General features: G+C 67.9%; 22 protein-coding genes. 21 read left to right on the top strand and 1 reads right to left on the bottom strand.

Features of this window, described 5'->3' with window-relative positions:
* Positions 1 to 82: 82 nt before the first annotated feature.
* Entirely contained in the window at positions 83 to 1,966 is a 1,884-nt protein-coding gene (locus tag ABIS05_RS17990; protein ID WP_348012056.1) for an ATP-dependent DNA helicase, read from the top strand.
* Positions 1,967 to 2,112: 146 nt separating this feature from the next.
* Here ABIS05_RS17990 and ABIS05_RS17985 read toward each other — a convergent pair whose 3' ends face one another.
* Positions 2,113 to 2,928, bottom strand: a complete 816-nt coding sequence (locus ABIS05_RS17985) for an outer membrane protein assembly factor BamD (RefSeq protein WP_348011989.1) — start codon at positions 2,926 to 2,928, stop codon at positions 2,113 to 2,115.
* Between the two features lie 43 nt (positions 2,929 to 2,971).
* Between ABIS05_RS17985 and ABIS05_RS17980 the strand changes: the two genes are divergently transcribed.
* The 20 genes from ABIS05_RS17980 to ABIS05_RS17885 all read left to right on the top strand — a co-directional run bounded on the left by ABIS05_RS17980 (position 2,972) and on the right by ABIS05_RS17885 (position 23,353).
* Positions 2,972 to 3,991 carry an RluA family pseudouridine synthase gene (locus tag ABIS05_RS17980; RefSeq protein ID WP_407074867.1) on the top strand — a complete coding sequence of 340 codons (1,020 nt, stop codon included), beginning with the start codon at positions 2,972 to 2,974 and terminating at the stop codon, positions 3,989 to 3,991.
* Positions 3,992 to 4,262: 271 nt separating this feature from the next.
* Positions 4,263 to 5,030, top strand: a complete 768-nt coding sequence (gene scpB, locus ABIS05_RS17975; protein ID WP_348011987.1) for an SMC-Scp complex subunit ScpB — start codon at positions 4,263 to 4,265, stop codon at positions 5,028 to 5,030.
* Positions 5,027 to 7,117 carry a pseudouridine synthase gene (locus ABIS05_RS17970; RefSeq protein ID WP_348011986.1) on the top strand — a complete coding sequence of 697 codons (2,091 nt, stop codon included), beginning with the start codon at positions 5,027 to 5,029 and terminating at the stop codon, positions 7,115 to 7,117. Before scpB ends, ABIS05_RS17970 begins: the two co-directional genes overlap by 4 nt.
* Before the next feature lie 86 nt (positions 7,118 to 7,203).
* Positions 7,204 to 7,632, top strand: coding sequence for a nucleoside-diphosphate kinase (gene ndk / locus ABIS05_RS17965; protein WP_348011985.1), 429 nt, complete (start codon positions 7,204 to 7,206; stop codon positions 7,630 to 7,632).
* A 40-nt stretch (positions 7,633 to 7,672) separates the two neighbouring features.
* Complete coding sequence (gene rlmN / locus ABIS05_RS17960) at positions 7,673 to 8,785, top strand: 23S rRNA (adenine(2503)-C(2))-methyltransferase RlmN (RefSeq protein WP_348011984.1); 1,113 nt, start codon at positions 7,673 to 7,675, stop codon at positions 8,783 to 8,785.
* Between the two features lie 29 nt (positions 8,786 to 8,814).
* Entirely contained in the window at positions 8,815 to 9,606 is a 792-nt protein-coding gene (gene pilW, locus ABIS05_RS17955) for a type IV pilus biogenesis/stability protein PilW (protein ID WP_348011983.1), read from the top strand.
* Positions 9,607 to 9,638: 32 nt separating this feature from the next.
* Entirely contained in the window at positions 9,639 to 10,526 is an 888-nt protein-coding gene (locus ABIS05_RS17950; protein ID WP_348011982.1) for a helix-turn-helix domain-containing protein, read from the top strand.
* A complete protein-coding gene (ispG, locus tag ABIS05_RS17945; protein ID WP_348011981.1) occupies positions 10,526 to 11,782 on the top strand; it encodes a flavodoxin-dependent (E)-4-hydroxy-3-methylbut-2-enyl-diphosphate synthase in 1,257 nt (418 codons plus the stop codon). Before ABIS05_RS17950 ends, ispG begins: the two co-directional genes overlap by 1 nt.
* Positions 11,783 to 13,087: a histidine--tRNA ligase gene (gene hisS, locus ABIS05_RS17940; protein ID WP_348011980.1), complete on the top strand. Its 1,305-nt coding sequence runs from the start codon at positions 11,783 to 11,785 to the stop codon at positions 13,085 to 13,087.
* Positions 13,088 to 13,123: 36 nt separating this feature from the next.
* Positions 13,124 to 13,792, top strand: coding sequence for a tetratricopeptide repeat protein (locus ABIS05_RS17935; RefSeq protein ID WP_348011979.1), 669 nt, complete (start codon positions 13,124 to 13,126; stop codon positions 13,790 to 13,792).
* Complete coding sequence (bamB, locus tag ABIS05_RS17930) at positions 13,789 to 14,934, top strand: outer membrane protein assembly factor BamB (RefSeq protein WP_348011978.1); 1,146 nt, start codon at positions 13,789 to 13,791, stop codon at positions 14,932 to 14,934. The genes ABIS05_RS17935 and bamB overlap by 4 nt, the downstream gene beginning before the upstream one ends.
* Positions 14,931 to 16,268, top strand: coding sequence for a ribosome biogenesis GTPase Der (der, locus tag ABIS05_RS17925; protein ID WP_348011977.1), 1,338 nt, complete (start codon positions 14,931 to 14,933; stop codon positions 16,266 to 16,268). Before bamB ends, der begins: the two co-directional genes overlap by 4 nt.
* A 91-nt stretch (positions 16,269 to 16,359) precedes the next feature.
* Positions 16,360 to 16,602, top strand: coding sequence for an RNA chaperone Hfq (gene hfq, locus ABIS05_RS17920; protein WP_056198163.1), 243 nt, complete (start codon positions 16,360 to 16,362; stop codon positions 16,600 to 16,602).
* 5 nt (positions 16,603 to 16,607) lie between these two features.
* Positions 16,608 to 17,861 carry a GTPase HflX gene (gene hflX / locus ABIS05_RS17915; protein WP_348011976.1) on the top strand — a complete coding sequence of 418 codons (1,254 nt, stop codon included), beginning with the start codon at positions 16,608 to 16,610 and terminating at the stop codon, positions 17,859 to 17,861.
* 47 nt (positions 17,862 to 17,908) lie between these two features.
* Positions 17,909 to 19,105, top strand: coding sequence for an FtsH protease activity modulator HflK (gene hflK / locus ABIS05_RS17910; RefSeq protein ID WP_407074866.1), 1,197 nt, complete (start codon positions 17,909 to 17,911; stop codon positions 19,103 to 19,105).
* 15 nt (positions 19,106 to 19,120) lie between these two features.
* Entirely contained in the window at positions 19,121 to 20,017 is an 897-nt protein-coding gene (hflC, locus tag ABIS05_RS17905; RefSeq protein ID WP_348011974.1) for a protease modulator HflC, read from the top strand.
* On the top strand, positions 20,014 to 20,196 hold the full coding sequence (locus tag ABIS05_RS17900) for a DUF2065 domain-containing protein (protein ID WP_348011973.1): 183 nt from the start codon (positions 20,014 to 20,016) through the stop codon (positions 20,194 to 20,196). Before hflC ends, ABIS05_RS17900 begins: the two co-directional genes overlap by 4 nt.
* A 62-nt stretch (positions 20,197 to 20,258) precedes the next feature.
* Positions 20,259 to 21,422, top strand: a complete 1,164-nt coding sequence (locus tag ABIS05_RS17895) for an ATP phosphoribosyltransferase regulatory subunit (RefSeq protein ID WP_348011972.1) — start codon at positions 20,259 to 20,261, stop codon at positions 21,420 to 21,422.
* Between the two features lie 45 nt (positions 21,423 to 21,467).
* The gene (locus tag ABIS05_RS17890; RefSeq protein ID WP_348011971.1) at positions 21,468 to 22,802 is read left to right on the top strand and encodes an adenylosuccinate synthase; all 1,335 of its coding nucleotides are present in this window, start codon (positions 21,468 to 21,470) and stop codon (positions 22,800 to 22,802) included.
* Between the two features lie 29 nt (positions 22,803 to 22,831).
* Positions 22,832 to 23,353 (top strand): phosphoribosyltransferase, encoded by a 522-nt coding sequence (locus ABIS05_RS17885; protein ID WP_348011970.1) that lies wholly within the window; start codon positions 22,832 to 22,834, stop codon positions 23,351 to 23,353.
* The last annotated feature ends 76 nt before the right edge of the window (positions 23,354 to 23,429 follow it).

Genomic DNA, 23,429 nt, shown 5'->3' with positions numbered 1-23,429 from the left:
GGCCGTGCTGGCTGCCTTCGACGTCGACGGCCCGCTGGCGCGGCTGGACCCGGGCTACAAGCCGCGCGAGCAGCAGCTGCAGATGAGCCGGGCCGTCGCCCGCGCGCTGAGCCGCCGCCACGCGCTGGTTGTCGAGGCCGGCACGGGCGTCGGCAAGACCTTCGCCTACCTCGTACCGACGCTGCTGGCCGGCAGCCGGGCGCTCATCAGCACGGCCACCAAGAGCCTGCAGGACCAGCTCTTCCTGCGCGACCTGCCACGGCTGACCAAGGCGTTGAACATGCCCGTGCGCCTGGCCTTGCTGAAGGGCCGCAGCAGCTATCTCTGCCTGCACCGCATGAAGGAGGCGCGCGTGACCGGCGAATTCCCGGACCGCCGCACGGCGCTGTCACTGGCGCGCATCGAACGCTGGGCGCTGGGCACGACGACGGGCGATTTCGCCGAGATCGACGGCCTGGACGAGCGCTCGCCCATCATCCCCATCGTCAGCTCCAGCCGCGAGAACTGCCTGGGCCAGGAGTGCCCGGACTGGAAGGCTTGCCACGTCGTCAAGGCGCGGCGCGAGGCGATGGACGCCGACGTCGTCGTCGTCAACCACCATCTCTTCTTCGCTGATGTGACCTTGCGCGACACCGGCGTGGCCGAGCTGCTGCCCAGCGTCGAGATCGCCGTCTTCGACGAGGCCCACCAGCTTGCCGAGGCCGGCGTGCAGTTCCTCGGCACGCTGCTTGGCACGGCTGCGTTGATCGACTTCGCCCGCGACGTGCTGGCCCAGGGCCTGGCCCATGCGCGCGGCGTGCATGACTGGCAGGGCCTGCATGCCGCCGTCGAGAAAGCGGCGCGCGAGCTGCGCCTGGCGGCGGCCGGCGCGCTGGCCACGGCCGGCCGCGAACTGCGCGGCACGCTCAAGTTGGGCTGGAAGGAGCGCGCCACTCAGCCGGCCTTCGGCGCGGCGCTGGTGGGCGTCGAGACAGCCTGCGCACAGGCGCTCGAAGCGCTGACGGCCGTGCGCGAAGCCGCCGCCGATTTCGCGCGCCTGTGCGAGCGCGCCCAGGAGCTGCGTGACCTGGCCAAGCGCTTTGCCACTGACCCCGACCCCGGCGACGTGCGCTGGATCGACATCAGCCCTCATGCGGCCCGCCTCGTCGAGTCGCCGCTGGACATCCGCGAAGCGATGCAGGCACAGCTCGAAGGCCCGCCCAAGGCCTGGGTCTTCACGTCGGCCACGCTGGGCGACGACGAAGGCCTGACCTGGTTCACCGAGCCAGCCGGCCTGACCGGCGCCGAGGTGCTGCGCGTGGGCAGCCCCTTCGACTACCCGGCCAACGCGCGCCTGTACGTGCCGCGCGGCTTCCCCAAGCCCAGTGAGCCCACGCACCCGGCCAGCGTCGCGCTGCTGGCCTCGCGCCTGGCGCAGGCCCTGGGTGGCCGCACCTTCGTGCTGACGACGACGCTGCGCAATCTGCAGACCGTGGCCGATGGGCTGCGCGAGCGCTTCGAAGCGACCGGTACCGCCATCGCCGTGCTGCAGCAGGGCGCGGCGCCCAAACGTGTGCTGCTGCAGCGCTTCATCGACAACCCGTACTCCGTGCTGGTCGGCTCGGCGAGCTTCTGGGAAGGCATCGACGTGCCGGGCGACGCGCTGCAATGCGTGGTCATCGACAAGCTGCCCTTCCCGCCGCCCAACGACCCGCTCGTGGAGGCGCGTGTGCAGCGCCTGGAGGCTGCCGGCCGCAATGCCTTCTCGGAGTATTTCGTCGCGGAGGCGGCCATCGCGTTGAAGCAGGGCGCCGGCCGCCTGATCCGCACCGAGACCGACCGTGGCCTGCTGGTGGTGTGCGACCCGCGGATGGCGGGCATGAACTACGGCCGCCGCCTGCGTGCCGCGCTGCCGCCGATGACGGCGGTGGCCAATGAGGCCGAGGCGCTGGCCTGGCTTCAGTTCCTCAATGCAGAACGGGCCTAACGGCCTGTCTTTACGAGCCGAGCGCTGGGCCGCTCCCAAGCCGGCCCGTGTGGGCTCGCTGGCGGCTCAATGCCGCGAGTGGGCTCGTCCCCTCGGGGGACCGACTGGACTCGCTCGCGTTCAGCGATGCGAGGCCAGGCGAGGGGTCACCAGACCTTCCACCAGGGCTTCTTGCGCTTGCCGCCGTTGGAGGCGTATTCGCTGTCGGGGAAGTTCTTGTCGAGCACGCGGCGCGCGTCGTCGCGCAGCTGCGTCAGGCCAAGTTTGTCGTAGCTCTCGCCCATGATGAACAGGGCTTCTTCAATGCCGGGCGCGTACTGGAACTCGGCCACGGCCGTCTGGGCGCGGTTGGCCGCAGCGACGTAGGCCTTGCGGTTGAAGTAGTAGCGCGCGACGTGCACCTCGTAGGCCGCCAGCGTGTTGGAGATGAAGTTGGCGCGCGTCGTCGCGTCGGGCGCGTAGCGGGATTCGGGGAATTGCTCGACGAGTTGGCGGAAGGCCAGCAGCGCCTCGCGCGACGCCTGCTGGTCGCGCTCGGAGACGTCCTGACCGGCCAGGCGGCCGAACAGGCCCAGGTCTTCGTTGAAGTTGACGAGGCCCTTCATGTAGAGGGCGTAGTCCATCGCCGGGCTGGACGGGTTGAGCTTGATGAAGCGGTCCAGCGTCGTCACGGCCTGGGCGCGTTCGGCGGTCTTGTAGTAGGCCCAGGCCAGATCTAGCGTGGCCTGCTGGCCCATCGGCGTGCCGGCGGCGCGGCCTTCGATCTTCTCCAGCGTCTTGATGGCGCGGTCGTAGCTGCCGGAGTTCAGATCGTCTTTGGCGTCTGAATACAATTTGTCGAGGGCGGCCTGGGAATTCGGGTCGTCCTTGCCCATGGAGCCACAACCACTCATGCCAAGCGCGAACGCCATCAGGGCGACGCTGGCGACGATGCGGAAGGCTTTGAATTTCACAACAAACATGTCTGAAGTCGACGGCGATGCTGCCGGCTGGTCACGGGGAACAATGGACGCGGAGTATAGGTCGGGGGGTCTGCATGACCCGGAGGACGAGACCGGAGACATCGGCGCTGAAGACTCGCCCGAGCGGCGCGTGGCCGATGTCGATGCGGCCGGCCACGGCGAGCGCCTGGACCGCTGGCTCACCGGCATTGCGCCGGAATTCTCGCGTAACCACCTGCAGGTCCTCATCGAGCGCGGCTGCGTCACGGCCGACGGCAAGCCGGTGGCCAAGCCCGCCCATAAGCTGCGCGCCGGTCAGCGTGTCGAAGTCGAGCTGCAGCCCACCGACGAGAGCCGTGCCTTCCGCGCCGAGGCGATGGCGCTGGACTTCGTCTTCGAGGACGAGCATCTGCTCGTCGTCAACAAGCCTGCCGGGCTGGTCGTGCACCCGGCTGCGGGCAACTGGTCGGGCACGTTGATGAACGGCCTGCTGGCCCACCACCCGGCCGCTGCGGGCCTGCCGCGCGCCGGCATCGTGCACCGGCTGGACAAGGACACCAGCGGCCTGATGATCGTTGGCAAGACGCTGGCGGCCGTCACGGCGCTGAGCCGCCAGATCGCCGCCCGCGAGGTGCACCGTGAATACCTGGCCCTGGCCTGGGGTCGCGCCGACGAGGCCTTTGTCGTCGAGCAGCCGCTGCGCCGCGATCCGATCTCGCGCGTGAAGATGGCCGTGGCACCCGCCAACATGGGCAAGCCGGCGCGCACCGACGTCTTCCCGCTGGGTGTGGGCGAAGTCGACATGAGCGTGCAAACCCGCCCCGTCAGCGCCGTGCACTGCGTGCTGCACAGCGGCCGCACGCACCAGATCCGCGTCCACCTCATGCACAGCGGCCACCCCCTCGTGGCGGACACGCTCTACGGCGGCGTGCAGGCCCTGGGCCTGGTGCGCCAGGCCCTGCATGCGGCGCGGCTGTCGTTCACGCATCCGGCCACCGGCGAGACCCTGACGCTGAGTGCGCCGCTGCCCGCCGATCTGGCTTCAGCCTGGCGTGAAATCGGTGCTGCGGGCCTGCCGGATTGACATGGCTACAATGCGCTTCGGTTGTCGTGCCTGAGCGCTGCCCGATTTGGATGCAGCCCGTTGCGGGATCGCAGTCCACCCGAAGCCGCCAACCACCTCGCCGGCGCACCCGGCCCTAGAAGGCCAGGGCCGCGCCCGATGCAAGCAAGACCTGCAAGCAAAAGCTGCAAGCAAGACCGCCCCAGCCGCCTGACGAACGCTTGATTGAAAGCGTCCAGACCCGGGGGCCTACCGCCAGAGCTCTACCCATTGAGGGTGCGAAGTTGAGTTCATGAATACACAGGATGCCAAGCGCGTCCTCGAAACCGCGCTGATCTGTGCCTCGCAACCGCTGATGCTGCGCGAGATGCGCAGCCTGTTCGCCGACGAGCTGGGTGCCGACAGCGTGCGCAGCCTGCTCGACGAACTCTCCCGTGACTGGGAGGGCAAGGGCGTCGAGCTGGTCGCACTCGCCTCGGGCTGGCGTTTCCAGAGCCGCCCCGAGTTGCGCGAGTACCTCGACCGGCTTCATCCCGAGAAGCCGCCGCGCTACTCACGCGCCGTGCTGGAAACGCTGGCCATCATTGCCTACCGCCAGCCCGTCACGCGCGGCGACATCGAGGACATCCGCGGCGTCATCGTCGCGACGCAAATCGTCAAGCAGCTCGAAGACCGCGGCTGGATCGAGGCCATCGGCCACCGCGAGACGCCCGGCCGCCCGGCGCTTTATGCGACGACCAAGGCCTTTCTCGATGACCTGGGCCTGGCCAGCCTGGAGCAGCTGCCGACCCTGGAAGTCGGCAGCGAGCCGCCGGCCTTCGAGGCGCTGCAAGGTCAGTTGCTGAGCGACGTCGACGACGCGCCGCCGGCTGCGGCCCCCGAAGACGCGTCAGCAACGACGCCCGATCAAGTGCCCGACCAGGCGCAGGAAGCTGCGCCTGTCGAGACGCCCGACGCGCCTGCGTTGTCGCGCAGCCTCTTTGGCGACGACGGCACGCCCGCACTACCCAATCCCGACCCCACCGATACGCCCCCGCAACCCCAGCATTCACCCGCATGAACGACGCTGCCGACCAAGACAAGACCCTGCCTCCCGCCGCTGATACGGAAGCGCCTGCCGCTCCCAAGCGTCGGCGTACGACGGCCAAGGCCACGGCCGACGCTGCGCCCGAAGCCGCTGACGCGGTTCAGGCTGCCGCAGTCGCCGAGGCTGCCGCGCCCGTGAAGCGCACGCGCCGCAAGGCCGAAGCGGTTGCGGAAGAGGCGGCAGCGGTGCCCGAGGCCGCGCCCGTGGAGGATGCGCCGGCGCCAGCCCGCAAGCGCGCGCCCCGCAAGACGGCGGCTGCCCCGGTGGAAGACGCCGCGCCGGCTCAGCTTGCCGAAGCGCCGGTGCCCGTGCAGACGCCGATGTTCACGCTGGCCGACGAAGTGCCGGCAGTGGCGGCACCGGCCGCCGATGGCGGCGCGGATGGCGAGGAAGGTGCAGAAGGTGCAGAAGGTGATGGCGACGGTGAAGACGGCGAACGTGGCGGCCGAGGCCGCAACCGCCGCCGCAACCGCAAGGAGCGCGCCGAGCGGGTGGACGGCGAGGTGACCGGTAGCGCCGGCAGCGGCGGCGCCGGTGATTTGCCGGTGCCGGTCCTGTCGCTGGAACTCGTCGAGGCTGCGGGGGCGCGCTTTGCCGATGTGCTATCGGGCAATCTGGATGTGGAGTCCGAAGGTCCGGTTGGCGAGCCGCCGCAGCTGCGGCCCGAGTCGGGCGGTGAAGAGTCGGAAGAAGCCGGCGAGGGCGAAACCAAACGTGTGCTGGCGCCCGACGCCGACGCGCCCAAGCTGCAGAAGGTGCTGGCCCAGTCCGGCATCGGCTCGCGCCGCGACATCGAGGAGTGGATCGCCGAGGGCAAGATCGAGGTGAACGGCCAGGTCGCCCACGTCGGCCAGCGCATCTCCTTCGGCGACCGCGTGCGCGTCAACGGCAAGGATGTGCGCGTGCGCATCTCGCCGCCCAACCCGCGCATCCTGGCTTATCACAAGCCCACCGGCGAAGTCTCGACCTTCAACGACCCCGAAGGCCGCCCGACGGTGTTCCGCTCGCTGCCGCGCGTGCAGGGTCAGAAGTGGCAGTCCGTTGGTCGCCTGGACATCAACACCGAAGGCCTGCTGCTGTTCACCAACTCCGGTGAACTGGCCAACCAGCTGATGCACCCGCGCTTCGGCGTCGAGCGTGAGTACGCCGCGCGCGTGCTGGGTGCACTGAGCGACGAGCAGCGCGCCAAGCTGCTGGCCGGCGTCAACGTCGAGGGCCAGACGGCCGCGTTCAAGAGCATCGAGGACGGCGGCGGCGAAGGTGCCAACCGCTGGTACCGCGTCGTCATCACCGAAGGCCGCAACCGCGAGGTGCGCAAGCTCTTCGAGGCCGTCGGCATGGTCGTCAGCCGGCTGATCCGCATCCGCTACGGCACCGTTGTGCTGCCGCGCGGCTTGAAGCGCGGCGTCTGGGTCGAGCTGGGCGACGACGACGTGCGCGTCATCCGCCGCCTGGCGGGCCACACGTCCAACAGCGGCGAGGGCCAGCAGGGCGAAGGTTTTAACCAGGGCCAGCGGCCCAATCCGGGCCACGGCGGCCAAGGTGGCCAGCAAGGCAGGGCCCAGCCGCCGCAGCAGCAGGGCAACAAGAACGACCGCAACAAGCGCCGCAATGACGAGCGCCACGGCGGCACTGGCGGCCCGCGCCCGAGCCGCCCGCCGGAGGCGCAGCAGCCGCAACAGCAGGTGCGCCCGCCGCGGGAGGAGCGCGCACCGCGCCGCGACGACGACGAGGACGACGGCTTCATTCCGCACCACATCAATCCGTTGGAGCAGACCTTCGACCGGCGCCAAGCCACCAGCGGCAAGCGCGGCTTCCCGCAGGGCTTCGGTGCCGGCGGCAGTCAGCAGGACAACAAACCCGGCCAGGGCGGCGGCAACAAGGGCAACGGCCCGCGTGAGCCCGATCCGATGCAGACCTCGGTGGGCTACATCGGCGGCGACGCCTTCCTGCGCCGCAGCGGCGGTGGTGGTCGTGGTGGCAAGGGCGGCGGTGGTGGTGGTAGCGGTGGTGGCGGTGGCGGTGGTCGTTCCGGCGGCGGCTACGGCGGTCGTCGCTGACGGCTGGCGCGGGTGACCCTGACTAGGGTCATCCCTGGCCGCTACAATCGCGGGCTTTGTCCAATACAGCCCTTCAGGAGAATTCCATGGCGATCGAAACCACCCTGTCCATCATCAAGCCCGATGCCGTGGCGAAGAACGTCATCGGCCAGATCTACGCTCGCTTCGAAGGCGCCGGCCTGAAGATCGTGGCGGCCAAGCTGGTGCAACTGTCGCGCGCCGATGCTGAAGCCTTCTACGCCGTGCACAAGGCACGCCCCTTCTTCAACGACCTGGTGAGCTTCATGATCTCCGGTCCGGTGATGATCCAGGCGCTGCAAGGCGAAGGCGCCATCCTCAAGAACCGTGACCTGATGGGCGCAACCGACCCGAAGAAGGCCGAGAAGGGCACCATCCGTGCCGACTTCGCCGACAGCATCGACGCCAATGCCGTGCACGGCTCTGACGCCGCCGAAACGGCCGCCGTCGAAGTGGCGTTCTTCTTCCCCGGCATGAACGTCTACGCTGCCAAGTAAACCCCCAACGGGGTCGGTGACCCCGGCCCGGGAGCTCGCGATGGATGCGGTCAACCTGCTCGGATTCGATCTGCAAGGGCTGGCCGCCTACTGCGAGCAACTGGGCGAAAAGAAGTTTCGTGCGACCCAGCTGTTCCGCTGGATCCACCAGAAAGGCGCGTCGGACTTCGAGCAGATGTCCGACCTCGCCAAGTCCTTGCGCGACAAGCTCAAGGGCCGCGCCCAGATCAGCGCGCTGCCGATCATCTCCGAGCATGTCTCGACGGACGGCACCATCAAGTGGCTGTTCGACGTCGGCAACGGCGACGCGGTCGAGGCCGTGTTCATCCCGGAAGATGATCGAGGCACCCTCTGCATTTCCAGCCAGGCCGGCTGCGCCGTCGGCTGCCGCTTCTGCTCGACGGGGCATCAAGGCTTCAGCCGCAACCTGTCGACGGCCGAGATCACGGCCCAGCTCTGGTTCGCCGAGCACAGCCTGCGCAAACGCCTCAACACGACGGAGCGTGTCATCTCCAACGTCGTCATGATGGGCATGGGCGAGCCGCTGCAGAACTACGACCAGCTCGTGCCGTCGCTCAAGACCATGCTGGACGACCATGGCTACGGCCTGAGCCGCCGCCGCGTGACGGTCTCGACCTCCGGCGTCGTACCGATGATCGATCGCTTGCGCGACGACTGCCCCGTAGCCATGGCCGTCAGCCTGCACGCGCCGACCGACCCGCTGCGCGACCAGCTCGTGCCGCTGAACAAGAAGTACCCCATCGCCGAGCTGCTGGACGCCTGCAACCGCTACCTCGACAAGGCGCCGCGCGACTTCATCACCTTCGAGTACTGCATGTTGCAGGAGGTGAACGACTCGCCGGAGCAGGCGCGTGAGTTGGTCAAGCTGGTGAAGAGTCGGATCAATTGCAAAATCAATTTGATCCCGTTCAACCCCTTCCCGGCCTCGGGCCTCACGCGCAGCACGGATGCGCGCGTGAAGGCCTTTGCCGAGGTGCTGGTCCATGCCGGTATCGTGACGACGGTGCGCAAGACACGCGGCGACGACATCGACGCGGCCTGCGGCCAGTTGGCGGGCGAGGTGCAGGATCGCACCCGCGCGCATATCCGCATGGTCAGGGCGCCGGTGTCGGTGGCCAAATCCGCCCCGTGACACGTTTGGTGCCCAACCCAGAGGATTTGATGAAGCGACTGCTAATTGCCCTAACCGCCACTCTGCTTGCCGCCTGTGCGAGCACCGGCACCGGCACCGCGCCCACCGCCGAGCGCGAGATCAAGACCGATTCGGATCAGACCGACACCGACCGCCGGGCGGCCATTCGTCTGGAGCTGGCGCAGGGCTATTTTTCGCGTGGCCAGTTCAACACGGCGCTGGACGAGCTCAAGCTGGCGCTGCAGGCCAAGCCCGACATGCGCGAGGCCGTCAACCTGCGCGGCCTCATCTACGCCGCCATGGGCGACTTCCCGCTCGCCGAGGAAACCTTCCGCCGCGCGCTGGCCGTCTACCCCAACGACCCCGACACCCTGCACAACTACGGCTGGTTCATGTGCCAGCAGCAGCGCTGGCCGACGGCCGACTCGCTGTTCGACCAGGCGCTGGCCCAGTCCACCTACCGCGCGCCGGCCCGCACGCTGCTGGCCAAGGGCGTTTGCGAGGCCCGCGCCGGGCGCCTGCTGGTGGCCGAGAAGACGCTGTCGCGCGCCTTCGAGCTGGACCCGAGCAGTCCCGTCATTGCCTTCAATCTGGCCGAGGTGCTGTTCCGCAACCGCGAGCTGGAGCGGGCGCGCTTCTACGTGAAGCGGGTCAACGACCAGCCCGAACAGATCAATGCCCAGAGCCTGTGGCTGCAGCTGCGCATCGAGCGCAAGCTCGGCCACGGCGGCACGGTCGACGAAATGTCCCAGCTGCTGCGCCGCAAATTCCCGCAGTCCCCCGAGACGCAGGCGCTGGACGCCGGCCGTTACGAAGATTGAGTCGCCCAGCGGCTCACCAAAAGAACAAGACGATGGAACCCATCTCCGAGGGACGAGCCCAAGCGACCACGGCCGGCGCCTGGCTCAAGAACGCCCGCCAGCAGCGGGGCCTGCACATCGCGGCGCTGGCCGTGATGCTCAAGGTGCCGCAGGCCAAGCTGGAGGCGCTGGAGGGTGACCGCTTCACCGAACTGCCCGATGCGACCTTTGCGCGCGCGCTGGCCACGGCGGTGTGCCGTGCACTCAAGGTCGACTCGGGCCCCGTGCTGGCCTTGCTGCCGCGCACCAGCGAGCTGGGTTTCGACGTGCGCCCGGGGCTGAACCAGCCTTTTCGCGAGCGCGGCGCCGGCCCTGCCGACGGTGGCGTGCTGGCCCTGTTGAAGCGGCCCATCGTCTGGGGCCTCGGGCTGCTGCTGATCGTGGCGGCGGCCATCTACTGGGTGCCGGCTGGCTGGCTGCCTACGGCCGAGCCGACGCCGGCGTTTGCGCCCGCCTCAGGCGTCGGGTCGAGTGCGGCCAGTGCGCCGGTCGAGTATGTTTCCGCGCCGGTGGCGGCGTCGGAGCCGGTCCTGTCGGCGTCAGCGGTTGTGGCCGCTTCGGCACCCGTCATTGCGCCGGCGGTGGTCGCTTCCGCGCCGCTGCAGGTGCGTGACGCAGCACAGCCGCTCCCCGTGTCGGCGACTGGCCCGGTGCTGCGTGTCACGGCCGTTGCGGAGAGCTGGATCGAGGTCGTCGACGGCAAGGGTCAGACGTTGCTGTCGCGTGTGATGCGCCTGGGCGAGCAGCAGGAATTCAGCGGTGCGGCGCCCTACAAGGTGCGTGTCGGCAACGTGGGCGGCACCCGCCTTGAATGGCGTGGCAGTGCCTTCGACCTGCATGCCCGCGCCACCAACAACATCGCTCGAGTGGAGTTGAACTGATGAGCGAGACCATCATTCCCGAAGCGGCACCCGCGCCGCGCAAGAGTCGCCAGGCTCGCGTGACCTGGGGCAGCCGCGTTGTCACCGTCGGCGGCGACGCGCCGGTGCGTGTGCAGTCCATGACCAACACCGACACGGTGGACGCCATCGGCACGGCCATCCAGGTCAAGGAGCTGGCGATTGCCGGCTCGGAGATGGTGCGCATCACCGTCAACACGCCCGAGGCCGCCGAGCAGGTGCCCTACATCCGCGAGCAGCTCGACCGCATGGGCATCGACGTGCCGCTGGTGGGCGACTTCCACTACAACGGTCACCGCCTGCTGACCGATTTCCCGGCCATGGCGCAGGCGCTGTCCAAGTACCGCATCAACCCCGGCAACGTCGGCAAGGGCGACAAGAAGGACCGCCAGTTCGCGATGATGGTCGAGGCCGCCGCGAAGTACGACAAAGTCGTGCGCATCGGCGTCAATTGGGGCAGCCTGGACCAGGAACTGCTCGCGCAGTTCATGGACGAGAACGCCAAGCGCGCGCAGCCGTGGGACGCCAAGCCGGTCATGTACCAGGCCCTCATCGAGTCCGCACTCACCTCGGCTGACTACGCCGCCGAGCTGGGCCTGAACCGCGACAACATCATCATCAGCTGCAAAGTTAGCGGCGTGCAGGACCTGATCTCGGTCTACCGCGAACTGGCCCGTCGCTGCGACTACGCGCTGCACCTGGGCCTGACTGAAGCGGGCATGGGCACCAAGGGCACCGTGGCCTCGTCGGTGGCGCTCGGCATCCTGGCGCAAGAGGGCATTGGCGACACCATCCGCGTCAGCCTCACACCCCAGCCGGGCGAGTCGCGCACGCAGGAAGTCGTCGTCGCGCTGGAGATCCTGCAGGCGCTGGGCCTGCGCCACTTCAACCCGAGCGTGACCGCCTGCCCCGGCTGCGGCCGCACTACCAGCACCACCTTCCAGGAACTGGCCAAGCAGATCGACGACTTCCTGCGCCTGCAGATGCCCGTCTGGCGCGGCAAGTACCCGGGTGTGGAGGAGATGAAGGTGGCCGTCATGGGCTGCATCGTCAACGGTCCCGGCGAGAGCAAGCATGCCGACATCGGCATCAGCCTGCCCGGCACCGGCGAGGCCCCGGCCGCGCCCGTCTTCATCGACGGTGTGAAGGCGCTGACCCTGCGCGGCGACAACATCGCCAACGATTTCCACGCGCTGGTCGAGAACTACATCGAGAAGCGCTTCGGCGCCACGGCTTGAATGACTGAGAAGAAGTTGCAGCCCTTGCAGGCTGTCAAGGGCATGAACGACATCCTGCCGCCGGAGTCGGCGCGTTGGGAGTCGTTGGAAGCCACGATGCGCGGCGTGCTGCAGCGCTACGGCTACCAGAACGTGCGCGTGCCCATCGTCGAGCCCACGGCGCTGTTTGTGCGCGGCATCGGCGAGGTGACCGATATCGTCGAGAAGGAGATGTACGCCTTCGAGGACCGCGCCGACAAGCATGGCCAGGCCGAGCACCTGGCGCTGCGCCCCGAGGGCACGGCGGGTGTCGTGCGGGCCATGATCGAACACAGCTATCTGCGCGATAGCCCGCGCCGCCTGTACTACGTTGGCCCGATGTTCCGCCGCGAGAAGCCGCAGAAGGGCCGCTACCGCCAGTTCCACCAGATGGGCATCGAGGCGCTGGGCTTTGCCGGCCCGGATGTGGACGCCGAGGTCATCCTGCTGGCACGCACGCTGTGGCGCGAGCTGGGCCTGAAGGAAGGCGAGGACGTTTCGCTGGAGATCAACTGCCTGGGCCAGCCCGAGGAGCGCCGTGCGCACCGCGAAGCCCTCATCGCCTACCTGGAACAGCACGTCGACGTGCTGGACGAAGAAGCCAAGCGCCGAATGCACAGCAACCCGCTGCGCGTGCTGGACACCAAGAACCCCGCCATGCAGGCCATGGCCGAGGGCGCGCCGCAGCTGCTCGACTTCCTCGGTGCCGAATCCCAGGCCCACTTCGACGGCGTGAAGGCGTTGCTGGAGTCGGTCGGCCTGGCCTACCGTATCAACCCCCGCCTCGTGCGCGGTCTGGACTACTACAACCTGACCGTCTTCGAGTGGGTGACGACCAAGCTCGGCGCCCAGGGCACGGTCTGCGCCGGTGGCCGCTACGACGGCCTCGTCGAGCAGCTCGGCGGCAAGCCCACGCCGGCCGTGGGCTTCGGCCTCGGCCTGGAGCGCCTGCTGCTGCTGCTGGAGACGCTGGGCCTGCAATCGCCCGCGCCGGTGCCGGATGCCTACGCCGTCGTGCCCGACCCGGCAGAGCTGCCCCGCATCCTGCCCACGCTGGAGGCGCTGCGTGCGGCCGGCGTCGCCGTGCAAATGCACGCCGGCGGCGGCTCGTTCAAATCGCAGTTCAAGAAGGCCGACGCCTCGGGCGCCCGCTTCGCGCTGGTCTTCGGCGGCGACGAGCTGGCGCGCGGCGAAGTGGCCGTGAAGCCTCTTCGTGACGGCGCCGAACAGTTCGCCCGCTCTCTCGCCGACGTGGCCGCCTGGGCGGCCGAGTTGCGCACCGCATAATCCCGGGCCCCGCCCGCACCACGCTGTATTCCTCTCATGGCATCGCATCTCGACCTCGAAGAACAAGAACAACTCGACCAGCTCAAGGCCTTCTGGAAGCGCTGGGGCAATCTCATCACCTGGGTGCTGACGGCTGTCCTCGCCGCCTTTGCCGCCTGGCAGGGCTGGACCTGGTATCAGCGTGAGCAAGCCGCCAAGGCCGCCGCGATGTACGAGGAGTTCGACCGCGCCATGACCGCCCAGGATGCCGACAAGGCCGCCGCCGCTGCGGGCGACCTGAAGACGCGCTACGCCAGCACCGGCTATGCCGCCCAGGCCGGCCTGCAGGTCGCCAAGCTGCAGCTCGACAAGGGCAAGGTTGACGACGCCAAGCAAAGCCTGGCCTGGGTGGTAGAGCAGGGCTCTGAAGCGGCCTATCGCGACCTCGCCCGTCTGCGCCTGGCCGGTCTGCAACTCGACGCCAAGGCGTTCGATGAAGCGACCAAGACGCTGGACGCCATCAAGTCTGCCGAGTTCGCCGCCCTGGTGGCCGACCGCCGCGGCGACGCGCTGCTGATGCAGGACAAGCGAGACGCCGCCAAGGCCGAGTACCAGAAGGCGCTGGCCGGCCTGGAGAAGACGCAGGACTACCGCCGTATCGTCGAAGCCAAGCTCGCCACGCTGGGCGTGCCCACCGCCGTCGAAGCCACCGGAGCCGCGCAATGAAGCGCCTCGTTCAGATCACGCTGATTTCGCTGGCCGCAGCCTCGCTGTCCGGCTGCTCCACCATCAGCTCGACGTGGAACAACTGGTTCGGCGACGCGAAGAACAAGCCCGCCGTGCTGGAGACGCTCTCCGGCCCGGCCACCGGCCGCGTCGTCTGGAGTGCCAAGGGCGGTGATGTCAGCTTCCCGCTCAGCATTGCGACGCTCGGCGACAGCTTCATCGTCGCCAGCAACGACGGCACTGTGCGCGCCCTGGCCGCCGCCGATGGCCGCGAGCTGTGGCGCGTTGAGGCCGGTGGCAAGCTGGCTGCCGGTGTCGGCAGCGACGGCCGCTTCTCCGCAGTCGTCAACCGCGACAACGAACTCGTCGTGCTGGAAGCCGGCCGGGTGGTCTGGAAGAAGGCGCTGCCCACGCCCGTCATCGCCGCGCCGCTGGTGGCCGGCGAGCGTGTCTTCGCGCTGACGCTGGACCGCCAGGTGCTGGCGTACGACGCCCTCGATGGCCGCAAGATCTGGGAGGTGCGCCGCCCCGGCGAGCCGCTGACGCTGGCCAAGGCCGGCGTGCTGCTGGCCTACAAAGACACGCTCATCGTCGGCCAGGGCGCACGCCTGGCTGGCATTGACCCGCTCAAGGGTGAGTTGCGCTGGGAGGCCAGCGTGGCCACGCCGCGCGGCACGAATGAGGTCGAGCGCCTGGCTGACCTCGTCGGCCCGGCCGTCCGCCAGGGCGAAGTGATCTGCGCGCGCGCCTTCCAGTCTTCGGTGGGCTGCGTGAACGCCGAGCGCGGCAGCGCGCTGTGGAACCGCGTCGTCGGTGGCACCAACGGCATCGGTGCGGACGACCAGGTCGTCGTTGCCGGTGACGCCTCGGACCGCCTGTCGGCCTGGAAGCTGGCCAACGGCGACCTGGCCTGGTCCGCCGACCAGTTCCAGCTGCGCAAGCTCTCCGCGCCCGTGTTGCTGAACAAGCAGGTGCTGGTGGGCGACTACGAAGGCCAGTTGCACCTGCTGGACCGCGACACCGGCAAGACCCGCTCGCGCATCGCCACCGACGGCTCGCCCGTGGCCGCCATCGCGCTGCTGGGCGACACCGCGCTGGTCGCGACCAAGAACGGTGGCCTCTTCGCCATCAAGGCCGAATGAAACCTGTCATCGCCCTCGTCGGCCGCCCCAACGTAGGCAAGTCGACGCTGTTCAACCGCCTGACGAAGTCGCGCGACGCCATCGTGGCCGACTTCGCCGGCCTGACGCGCGACCGCCATTACGGCGACGGCCGCATGGGCGACCGCGAGTTCATCTGCATCGACACCGGCGGCTTCGAGCCCGATAGCAGCACCGGCATCGTCAAGGAGATGGCCAAGCAGACCAAGCAGGCCGTCGCCGAGGCCGACGCGGTCATCTTCGTCGTCGACATCCGCTTGGGGCTTTCCGCCCATGACAGTGACATCGCGCGCTATCTGCGCAGCGTCAACAAGCGCGTGCACCTCGCCGTCAACAAGGCCGAGGGAATGAGCGAGTCGCCGCTGATGAACGAGTTCCATGAGCTCGGCATGGGCGAGCCGCACCCGATCTCGTCGGCCCACGGCCAGGGCATCCGCAGCCTGCTGGACGCGGTGCTGGAACCGTTTGAAGACGCCACCGAGGAGTTCGGTGCCGGCCCGCAGGAAGACGGCGTGATCCGCCTCGCCGTCGCCGGCCGCCCCAACGTCGGCAAGAGCACGCTGATCAACACCTGGCTCGGCGAAGAGCGCCTCGTCGCCTTCGACATGCCGGGCACCACGCGCGACGCCATCACGGTGGACTTCGAGCGCAATGGCCAGAAGTTCAAGCTCATCGACACCGCCGGCCTGCGCCGCAAGGGCAAGGTCTTCGAGGCCATCGAGAAGTTCTCGGTCGTGAAGACGCTGCAGGCGATTGCCGACGCCCACGTCGTACTACTGCTGCTGGATGCCACGCAAGGCGTGACCGACCAGGACGCCCACATCGCCGGCTACATCCTCGACAGCGGCCGCGCGGTGGTGCTTGCGCTGAACAAGTGGGACGCCGTCGACAGCTACCAGCGCGAGACGCTGCAGCGCCAGATCGAGCAGCGCCTGACCTTCCTGAAGTTCGCGCCCATGCACAACATCTCGGCGCTCAAGCGCCAGGGCTTGTCGCCGGTGTGGAACTCACTGGCCGATGCCTATGCCTCGGCCTACCGCAAGATGACGACGCCAGTGCTGACCCGCCTCATCCAGGAGGCCACCGAACACCAGCAGCCCAAGCGCTCGGGCGTGTCCCGCCCCAAGATGCGCTACGCCCACCAGGGAGGCCAGAACCCGCCCATCGTCGTCATCCACGGCAACTCGCTGGACGGTGTCACCGAGGTCTACAAGCGCTACCTGGAAGGCCGCATCCGCGCGCACTACAAATTGGTCGGAACGCCGCTAAAAATAGAGCTACGTTCTTCGAAGAATCCCTTCGACGAAAAGACCTAGGGTGACGGACGGGTGAGGCAAAACCCTGTGTTAAGGTCCAACCCGCATTCCCAGTTCCCCCACTCTTCCCCCGAAAACTCGGAGCATACCGATGAGCAACAAAGGCCAACTTTTGCAGGACCCTTTTTTGAACCTGCTGCGCAAAGAGCATGTGCCGGTCTCGATCTATCTGGTCAACGGCATCAAGCTACAAGGCCACATCGAATCGTTTGACCAATACGTCGTGCTGCTGCGCAACACCGTGACCCAGATGGTCTACAAGCACGCGATCTCCACCGTCGTGCCGGGCCGCGCGGTCAACTTCCACGCTGGCGACGCGCCGGCCGACGCCTGACCTCCTTGTCATCCACTCAATCGCACGATGCAACGCCGCCCTCCGAGGCGGCGCGCGCCATTCTTGTGGGTGTCGATTTCGGTCGGCAGTCCGCTAAGCAGGGCTTCGACGAAAGCCTGGATGAACTGGCGCTGCTGGCCGAGTCTGCTGGCGACACCCCCGTCGCCAAGGTCATCGCCCGCCGCCAGGCACCCGACGCAGCCCTCTTCGTCGGCTCCGGCAAGGCCGATGAGATCAAGCTCCTCGTGCAGGCCCACCAAGCCCACACGGTGCTGTTCGATCAGGCGATCTCACCGGCCCAGCAGCGCAACCTCGAACGCGTGCTCGGCGTGCCCGTCGCCGACCGCACGGCGCTGATCCTCGAGATCTTTGCCGCCCGTGCGCAAAGCCACGAGGGCAAGCTGCAGGTCGAACTGGCGCGGCTGCAATACCTGTCCACGCGCCTCGTGCGGCGCTGGAGCCATCTGGAACGTCAGAGCGGCGGCATCGGCATGCGCGGCGGTCCTGGCGAGGCCCAGATCGAGCTGGATCGCCGCATGATCGAGGACCGCATCAAGAAGACCAAGGAACGCCTGAAGCAGGTGCAGCGCCAGCGCAGCACGCAGCGCAAGGCCCGCGCGCGCAATGGTGTGTTCAAGGTCTCGCTGGTCGGCTACACGAACGCGGGCAAGAGCACGCTGTTCAACGCGCTGACCAAAGCGCGCGCCTATGCCGCCAACCAGCTTTTCGCGACGCTGGACACGACGACACGCTCGCTCTACCTGGAGCAGGCCGGCGCCAGCGTCTCGCTGTCGGACACCGTCGGCTTCATCCGCGACCTGCCGCACAAGCTCGTCGAGGCCTTCCGCGCGACGCTGCAGGAGGCGGCCGATGCCGATCTGCTGCTGCACGTGGTGGATGCCTCCAGCCCCGTGCTGGACGAGCAGATCGCAGAAGTCGAGCGTGTGCTGGCCGAGATCGGCGCGGCCGACGTGCCGCAGGTTCTCGTCTACAACAAGCAGGATCTGCTGGCCGACGACCAGCGCCCGCGCGAGATCGTCGATGCGGTGCTGCGCGCCGCTGGCGGCACCGGCCCCACGCCGCGCGTCTTTGTCAGCTCGCTCGATGGCAGCGGGCTGCCCGAGCTGCGCCAACTCATCGCCACGGCGATGCAGGCCCAGCCCTTGATTCCCGACGAACGGGACCCACGTTTCGACTCCGATCCGTCGCCTGAATGGGATGACGGCGAGCCTTCTTCCTCAGACCCTTCCCAGCCATGAGCAGCACTTCCCAAACATCGCCCCGCAGCCCTTGGGCGCAGCGTCTGATGACGCCCATCGCCAGAGCCGCGGGCCGACTGCTGAACAACGGCCGCAACGACGGCCCGCCCGACCTCGACGAGCTCTGGCGCGATTTCAACCGCAAGCTGTCCGGCATGTTCGGCGGCAAGTCCGGCGGCCCGTCGGGCGGTGGCACCTCGGGTGGCACGCCCGACATGAAGGGCGCCGGCATCGGCGCGGGCCTGATTGCGGGCGTCGTCCTGCTGGGCTGGCTGGCCAGCGGCTTCTTCATCGTGCAGGAAGGCCAGCAGGGTGTCGTGACGTCCTTCGGCAAGTACAGCAAGACGGTCGAGGCCGGCTTCCAGTGGCGCCTGCCGTATCCGATGCAGCAGCACGAGATCGTGTCGGTCACGCAGCTGCAGCAGGTCGAGGTGGGTCACAACACAATGGTTGCAGCGACCGGCCTGCGCGATTCATCCATGCTGACGCAGGACGAGAACATCGTCGACATCCGCTTCACGGTGCAGTACACGATCAAGGACGCGCGCGAATTCCTGTTTGAGAACCGCGAGCCTCGCGAGGCGGTGACGCTGGCTGCGGAGTCGGCGGTTCGCGAGATCGTTGGCAAGAGCACGATGGACTCCGTGCTGTATGAGCAGCGCGACGCCATCGCGACCGACCTCGCCAAATCCGTGCAGTTGCAGCTCGACCGCCTGAAGGCCGGCATCCAGATCAAGAACGTCAACGTACAGAGCGTGCAGCCGCCCGAGCAGGTGCAGGCCGCCTTCGAAGACGCCTTCAAGGCCGGGCAGAACAAGGAACAGACCAAGAACGAGGCGCAGGCCTACGCCAATGACGTCATTCCGCGCGCTCGGGGTGAGGCCGCCAAGCGTCTTGAGCAGGCCGAAGGCTACAAGGCCAGCGTCATCGCCACTGCCGAAGGTGACGGCGCGCGCTTCAAGAGCGTGTTGGCGGAGTACCAGAAGGCGCCGCAGGTCACGCGTGACCGTATCTACATCGACACGATGAGGCAGGTCTACAGCAACGTCAGCAAGGTCATGGTGGACAGCAGGAGCGGCTCCAACATGCTCTACCTGCCGCTGGACAAGCTGATGCAGCAGGGCAGCAGCGGCAGCGTGACCGTGTCCGCGCCCCAGCCCGCTGCGCTGCCCGACATGCAGACCGTGCCCAGTGCCAACGATCTGCGCAGCCGTGACAACCAGCGCAGCCGTGACGGCCGCTGATCGAGGACTCTCTTCATGAACCGAATTGCCGCCATCGTCGCCGGCGCCCTCGTCGCGCTGATGCTGCTGTCGTCCACACTCTTCATCGTCGACCAGCGCCAGTTCGCTGCGGTCTACGCGCTGGGCGAGATCAAGGAAGTCGTCACCGAGCCGGGGCTGAAGTTCAAGCTGCCGCCGCCGTTCCAGAACGTCGTGCTGCTGGACCGTCGCGTGCAGACGCTGGACAGCACCGAGTCTCGCCCTATCTTCACTGCCGAGAAGAAGAGCCTGGTCATCGACTGGCTCATCAAGTGGCGCATCACCGAGCCGCGCCAGTTCATCCGCAACAACGGCGCCGACATCCGCAACATCGAGAACCGGCTGACCCCCGTCGTGCAGGCCGCCTTCAACGAAGAAGTGACCAAGCGCACCGTGCTCGCCGTGCTGGCCACCGAGCGCGAGAAGGTCATGAACGATGTGCGCAAGCGCCTGGCCGACGAGGCCAAGCAGTTCGGCATCGAGATCGTCGACGTGCGCATCAAGCGTGTCGACTTCGCCTCAGGCATCACCGATTCGGTCTACCGCCGCATGCAGTCCGAACGCCAGCGTGTCGCTGCCGAGTCGCGCTCCACCGGTGGTGCCGAGGGCGAGAAGATCAAGGCCGACGCCGACCGGCAGCGCGACATCATCGTCGCCGAGGCCGACCGTGACGCTCAGAAGATCAAGGGCGAGGGCGATGCCAAGGCCTCGGCCCTGTATGCCGAAGCCTTCGGCCGCGATCCGCAATTCGCGCAGTTCTATCGCTCGCTGGAGGCCTACCGCGCCAGCTTCGCGAAGAAGAGCGACGTGATGGTCGTCGACCCCGGCAGTGACTTCTTCAAAGCCATGCGCGGCGCTGGCGCCGCACCTGCCGCCGCCCCAGCGCGCAAGTGAACGAGCTGCTGGCCGCGCTGGCGCTGGTGGCGGTGATCGAGGGGCTGATGCCCTTGATCAGCCCGGCGCGCTGGCGAGAGGTCTTCAGCCGCGTGCTGGCCATGAGCGACGGCCAGATCCGCTTCATCGGCCTGGCCAGCATCCTGGCCGGCTTGTTGGGGCTGCTCTGGTTGCGCTGATCTGGGGTCTGCGGCCGGCAGGGCACCGGTAGAATGCCTTTTTTAACCGCCTGCCTTCGCCCATGTCCTCTGCTTGGCTGCTGCCCGAGCACATCGCCGATGTCCTGCCTTCGCAGGCGCGCCGCATCGAAGAGCTGCGTAGAGAACTGCTCGACATGGCCCGCAGCTATGGCTGCGAGCTGGTCATCCCGCCGCTGCTGGAGCACCTCGACTCGCTGCTGTCCGGCACGGGCAGCGGCTCCGACATCAAGCTCTTCAAGCTGGTCGACCAGCTCTCCGGCCGCTCGCTCGGCCTGCGCGCCGACACGACGCCCCAGGTCGCCCGCATCGACGCCCACCTGCTGAACCGCCAGGGCGTGACCCGCCTCTGCTATTGCGGCCCGGTGGCACACACGCGGCCTGATGGCCTCAACACCAGCCGCGAGCCGCTGCAGTTCGGCGTCGAGATCTACGGCCACGCAGGCCTGGAAGCCGATCTCGAAGTCCACGAGCTGGCGCTGGACGCGCTCCGTCGTGCCGGCTTGGCCCACGTCATGCTGGACCTGGGCGACGCCCGGCTGCTGCAAGGCGTGCTCGATGGCATCAAGCTGGCGCCCGAAGCGCTTGAGGCGCTGACCGCCGCGCTGGCCGCCAAGGATCTTTCCGCGCTATCCGCATTGAGCACCGACATGCCCGCCGTCACCCGCGAGGCGCTGCTGGCGCTGCCCAGCCTGTTCGGCGGCCGCGAGGTGCTGGCCGAGGCCGCGCGCCGCCTGCCCGACCATCCCCTCGTCAAGGCGGCCCTGGCTGACCTGGACTGGCTGGCCGGCCATCTGGCGACCGTCCACCCCGAGGTCAGCCTGGGCTTCGACCTGGCCGACCTTCAGGGCTATGCCTACTACACCGGCATCCGCTTCGCGGCCTATGCGTCGGGCTGCTCGGACGCCGTGCTGCGCGGCGGGCGCTACGACGAAGTCGGCGCCGCGTTCGGTCGCCGTCGTCCGGCGGTGGGCTTCAGCCTCGACCTGAAGACACTGGTGACGTTGGCGCCCGTCACGCCGCTGCGTGCTGCGGTGCGAGCGCCCTGGGGCGATGAAGCCTCGCTGCGCCAGGCCGTGCGGCGCTTGCGCGAGCAGGGCGAGACGGTGGTCTGCATGCTGCCCGGGCATGAGCACGAGGCCGATGAATTCGACTGTGATCGCGAGCTGGTTCGCGAGCACGCTGACTGGGTCGTCCGCGCGCTTTGAGCGCGGCGGCGGCCTTCTCCAATCTCAAGTAAGCAGGCAAACAAGATGCAGAGCCAAACCGCGCGTGGACGCAATGTGGTCGTCGTCGGCACCCAGTGGGGTGATGAAGGCAAGGGCAAGGTCGTTGACTGGATGACGGACCATGCCCAGGGCGTGGTGCGCTTTCAGGGTGGCCACAACGCTGGCCACACGCTGGTCATCAAGGGTGTCAAGACTGCTCTGCAGCTCATCCCCAGCGGCATCATGCGCGACGGCGTGGCCTGCTACGTCGGCAACGGCGTCGTGGTCGACCCGACCCATCTGCTGCTCGAGATTGAGCGCCTGGAAGCCGCCGGCGTCGAGGTGCGTTCGCGCCTCTTCATCAGCGAGTCCTGCCCGCTGATCCTGCCCTTTCACGTCGCCGTCGACAAGGCGCGCGAGCTGCTGCGCGAGAGCAGCGGCAGCGGCAAGATCGGCACCACCGGCAAGGGCATCGGCCCAGCCTATGAAGACAAGGTCGCCCGCCGCGCGCTGCGCGCCCAGGACCTGAAGCATCCCGAGCGTTTCGCCAAGAAACTGCGCGAGCTGCTGGAACTGCACAACTTCGCGCTCACGGGTTACCTGAAGTCGGAGGCGCTGGCCTTCGAGCCGATCTTCGAGCAAGCCATGAAGATGGCCGAGCAGATCAAGCCCATGCTGGCCGACGTCGGCTACCTGATCCACAAGGCCCACCAGGCCGGCGCCAACATCCTGTTCGAGGGCGCCCAGGGCACGCTGCTGGACATCGACCACGGCACCTATCCCTACGTCACGTCCAGCAACTGCGTGGCCGGCAACGCGGCCGCCGGTGCCGGCGTCGGCCCGCAACTGCTGCAGTACATGCTGGGCATCACCAAGGCCTACACGACCCGCGTCGGCTCCGGCCCCTTCCCGACCGAACTGGACTGGGAAGTGCCGGGCACCGTCGGCTACCACCTCTCGACCGTCGGGCAGGAGCGTGGCACCGTCACCGGCCGCGCGCGCCGCTGTGGCTGGCTGGACGCCGCCGCGCTCAAGCGCTCGATGATCATCAACGGCATCAGCGGCCTGTGCCTGACCAAGCTCGACGTGCTGGACGGTCTGACCGAGATCAAGATGTGCGTGGGCTACGAGCTGAACGGCCGCCAGCTCGACATCCTGCCGCTGGATGCCGACGAGATCGACGCCTGTACGCCGGTGTTCGAGACCTTTCCGGGCTGGACCGAGATCACCTTCGGCATCACATCGTGGGACGCACTGCCCGCGAACGCGCGCAGCTATCTGAAGCGTGTCGAAGAAGTCATTGGCACGCCCATCCACATGGTGTCGACCGGTCCCGACCGTGAGCACACCATCGTGCTGCGCCATCCTTATTCCGCCTGACTCTCTTTACTCACGGAGCCGCGATCAACATGCTGACCGACGACGGTAAACATCTCTACGTGTCCTGGGACGAATACCACCTGCTCACCGAGCGGCTGGCACTCAAGGTGCACGCCTCGGGCTGGCAGTTCGACCAGATCCTCTGCCTGGCCCGCGGCGGCATGCGCCCGGGCGACGTGCTGTCGCGCGTCTTCGACAAGCCGCTGGGCATCATGTCCACCAGCTCCTACCGCGCCGAGGCCGGCACCATCCAGGGTCGCCTGGACCTGGCCAAGTACATCACCATGCCCAAGGGCGAACTGGCCGGTCGCGTGCTGCTGGTGGACGACCTGGCCGACTCCGGCGTCACGCTGAAGGCCGTGGTGGAGCGCTTGCGTGGCATGCCATCCATCACCGAACTGCGTTCGGCGGTCATCTGGACGAAGCAGGTTTCGGCCTATACGCCCGACTACTACTGCGACATGCTGGAGACCTCGCCGTGGATCCATCAGCCGTTCGAGGAGTACGACGGCATGGGCCCGGAAGCGTTGGCTAAGAAGTTCGTCGTTTGAGGGCGGCCGTGCGCGGATCGAACGAAGCTCGGTTTGTGCCATCACTCGACGAAGCGCCCATCGAGGGCGCCTCGTC

It is taken from the genome of Roseateles sp., assembly GCF_039929605.1.
Classification (GTDB): Bacteria; Pseudomonadota; Gammaproteobacteria; order Burkholderiales; family Burkholderiaceae_C; genus Pelomonas.
Note: the sequence above shows the minus strand (reverse complement) of the source record. Positions and strands in the feature narration are given on the sequence as shown.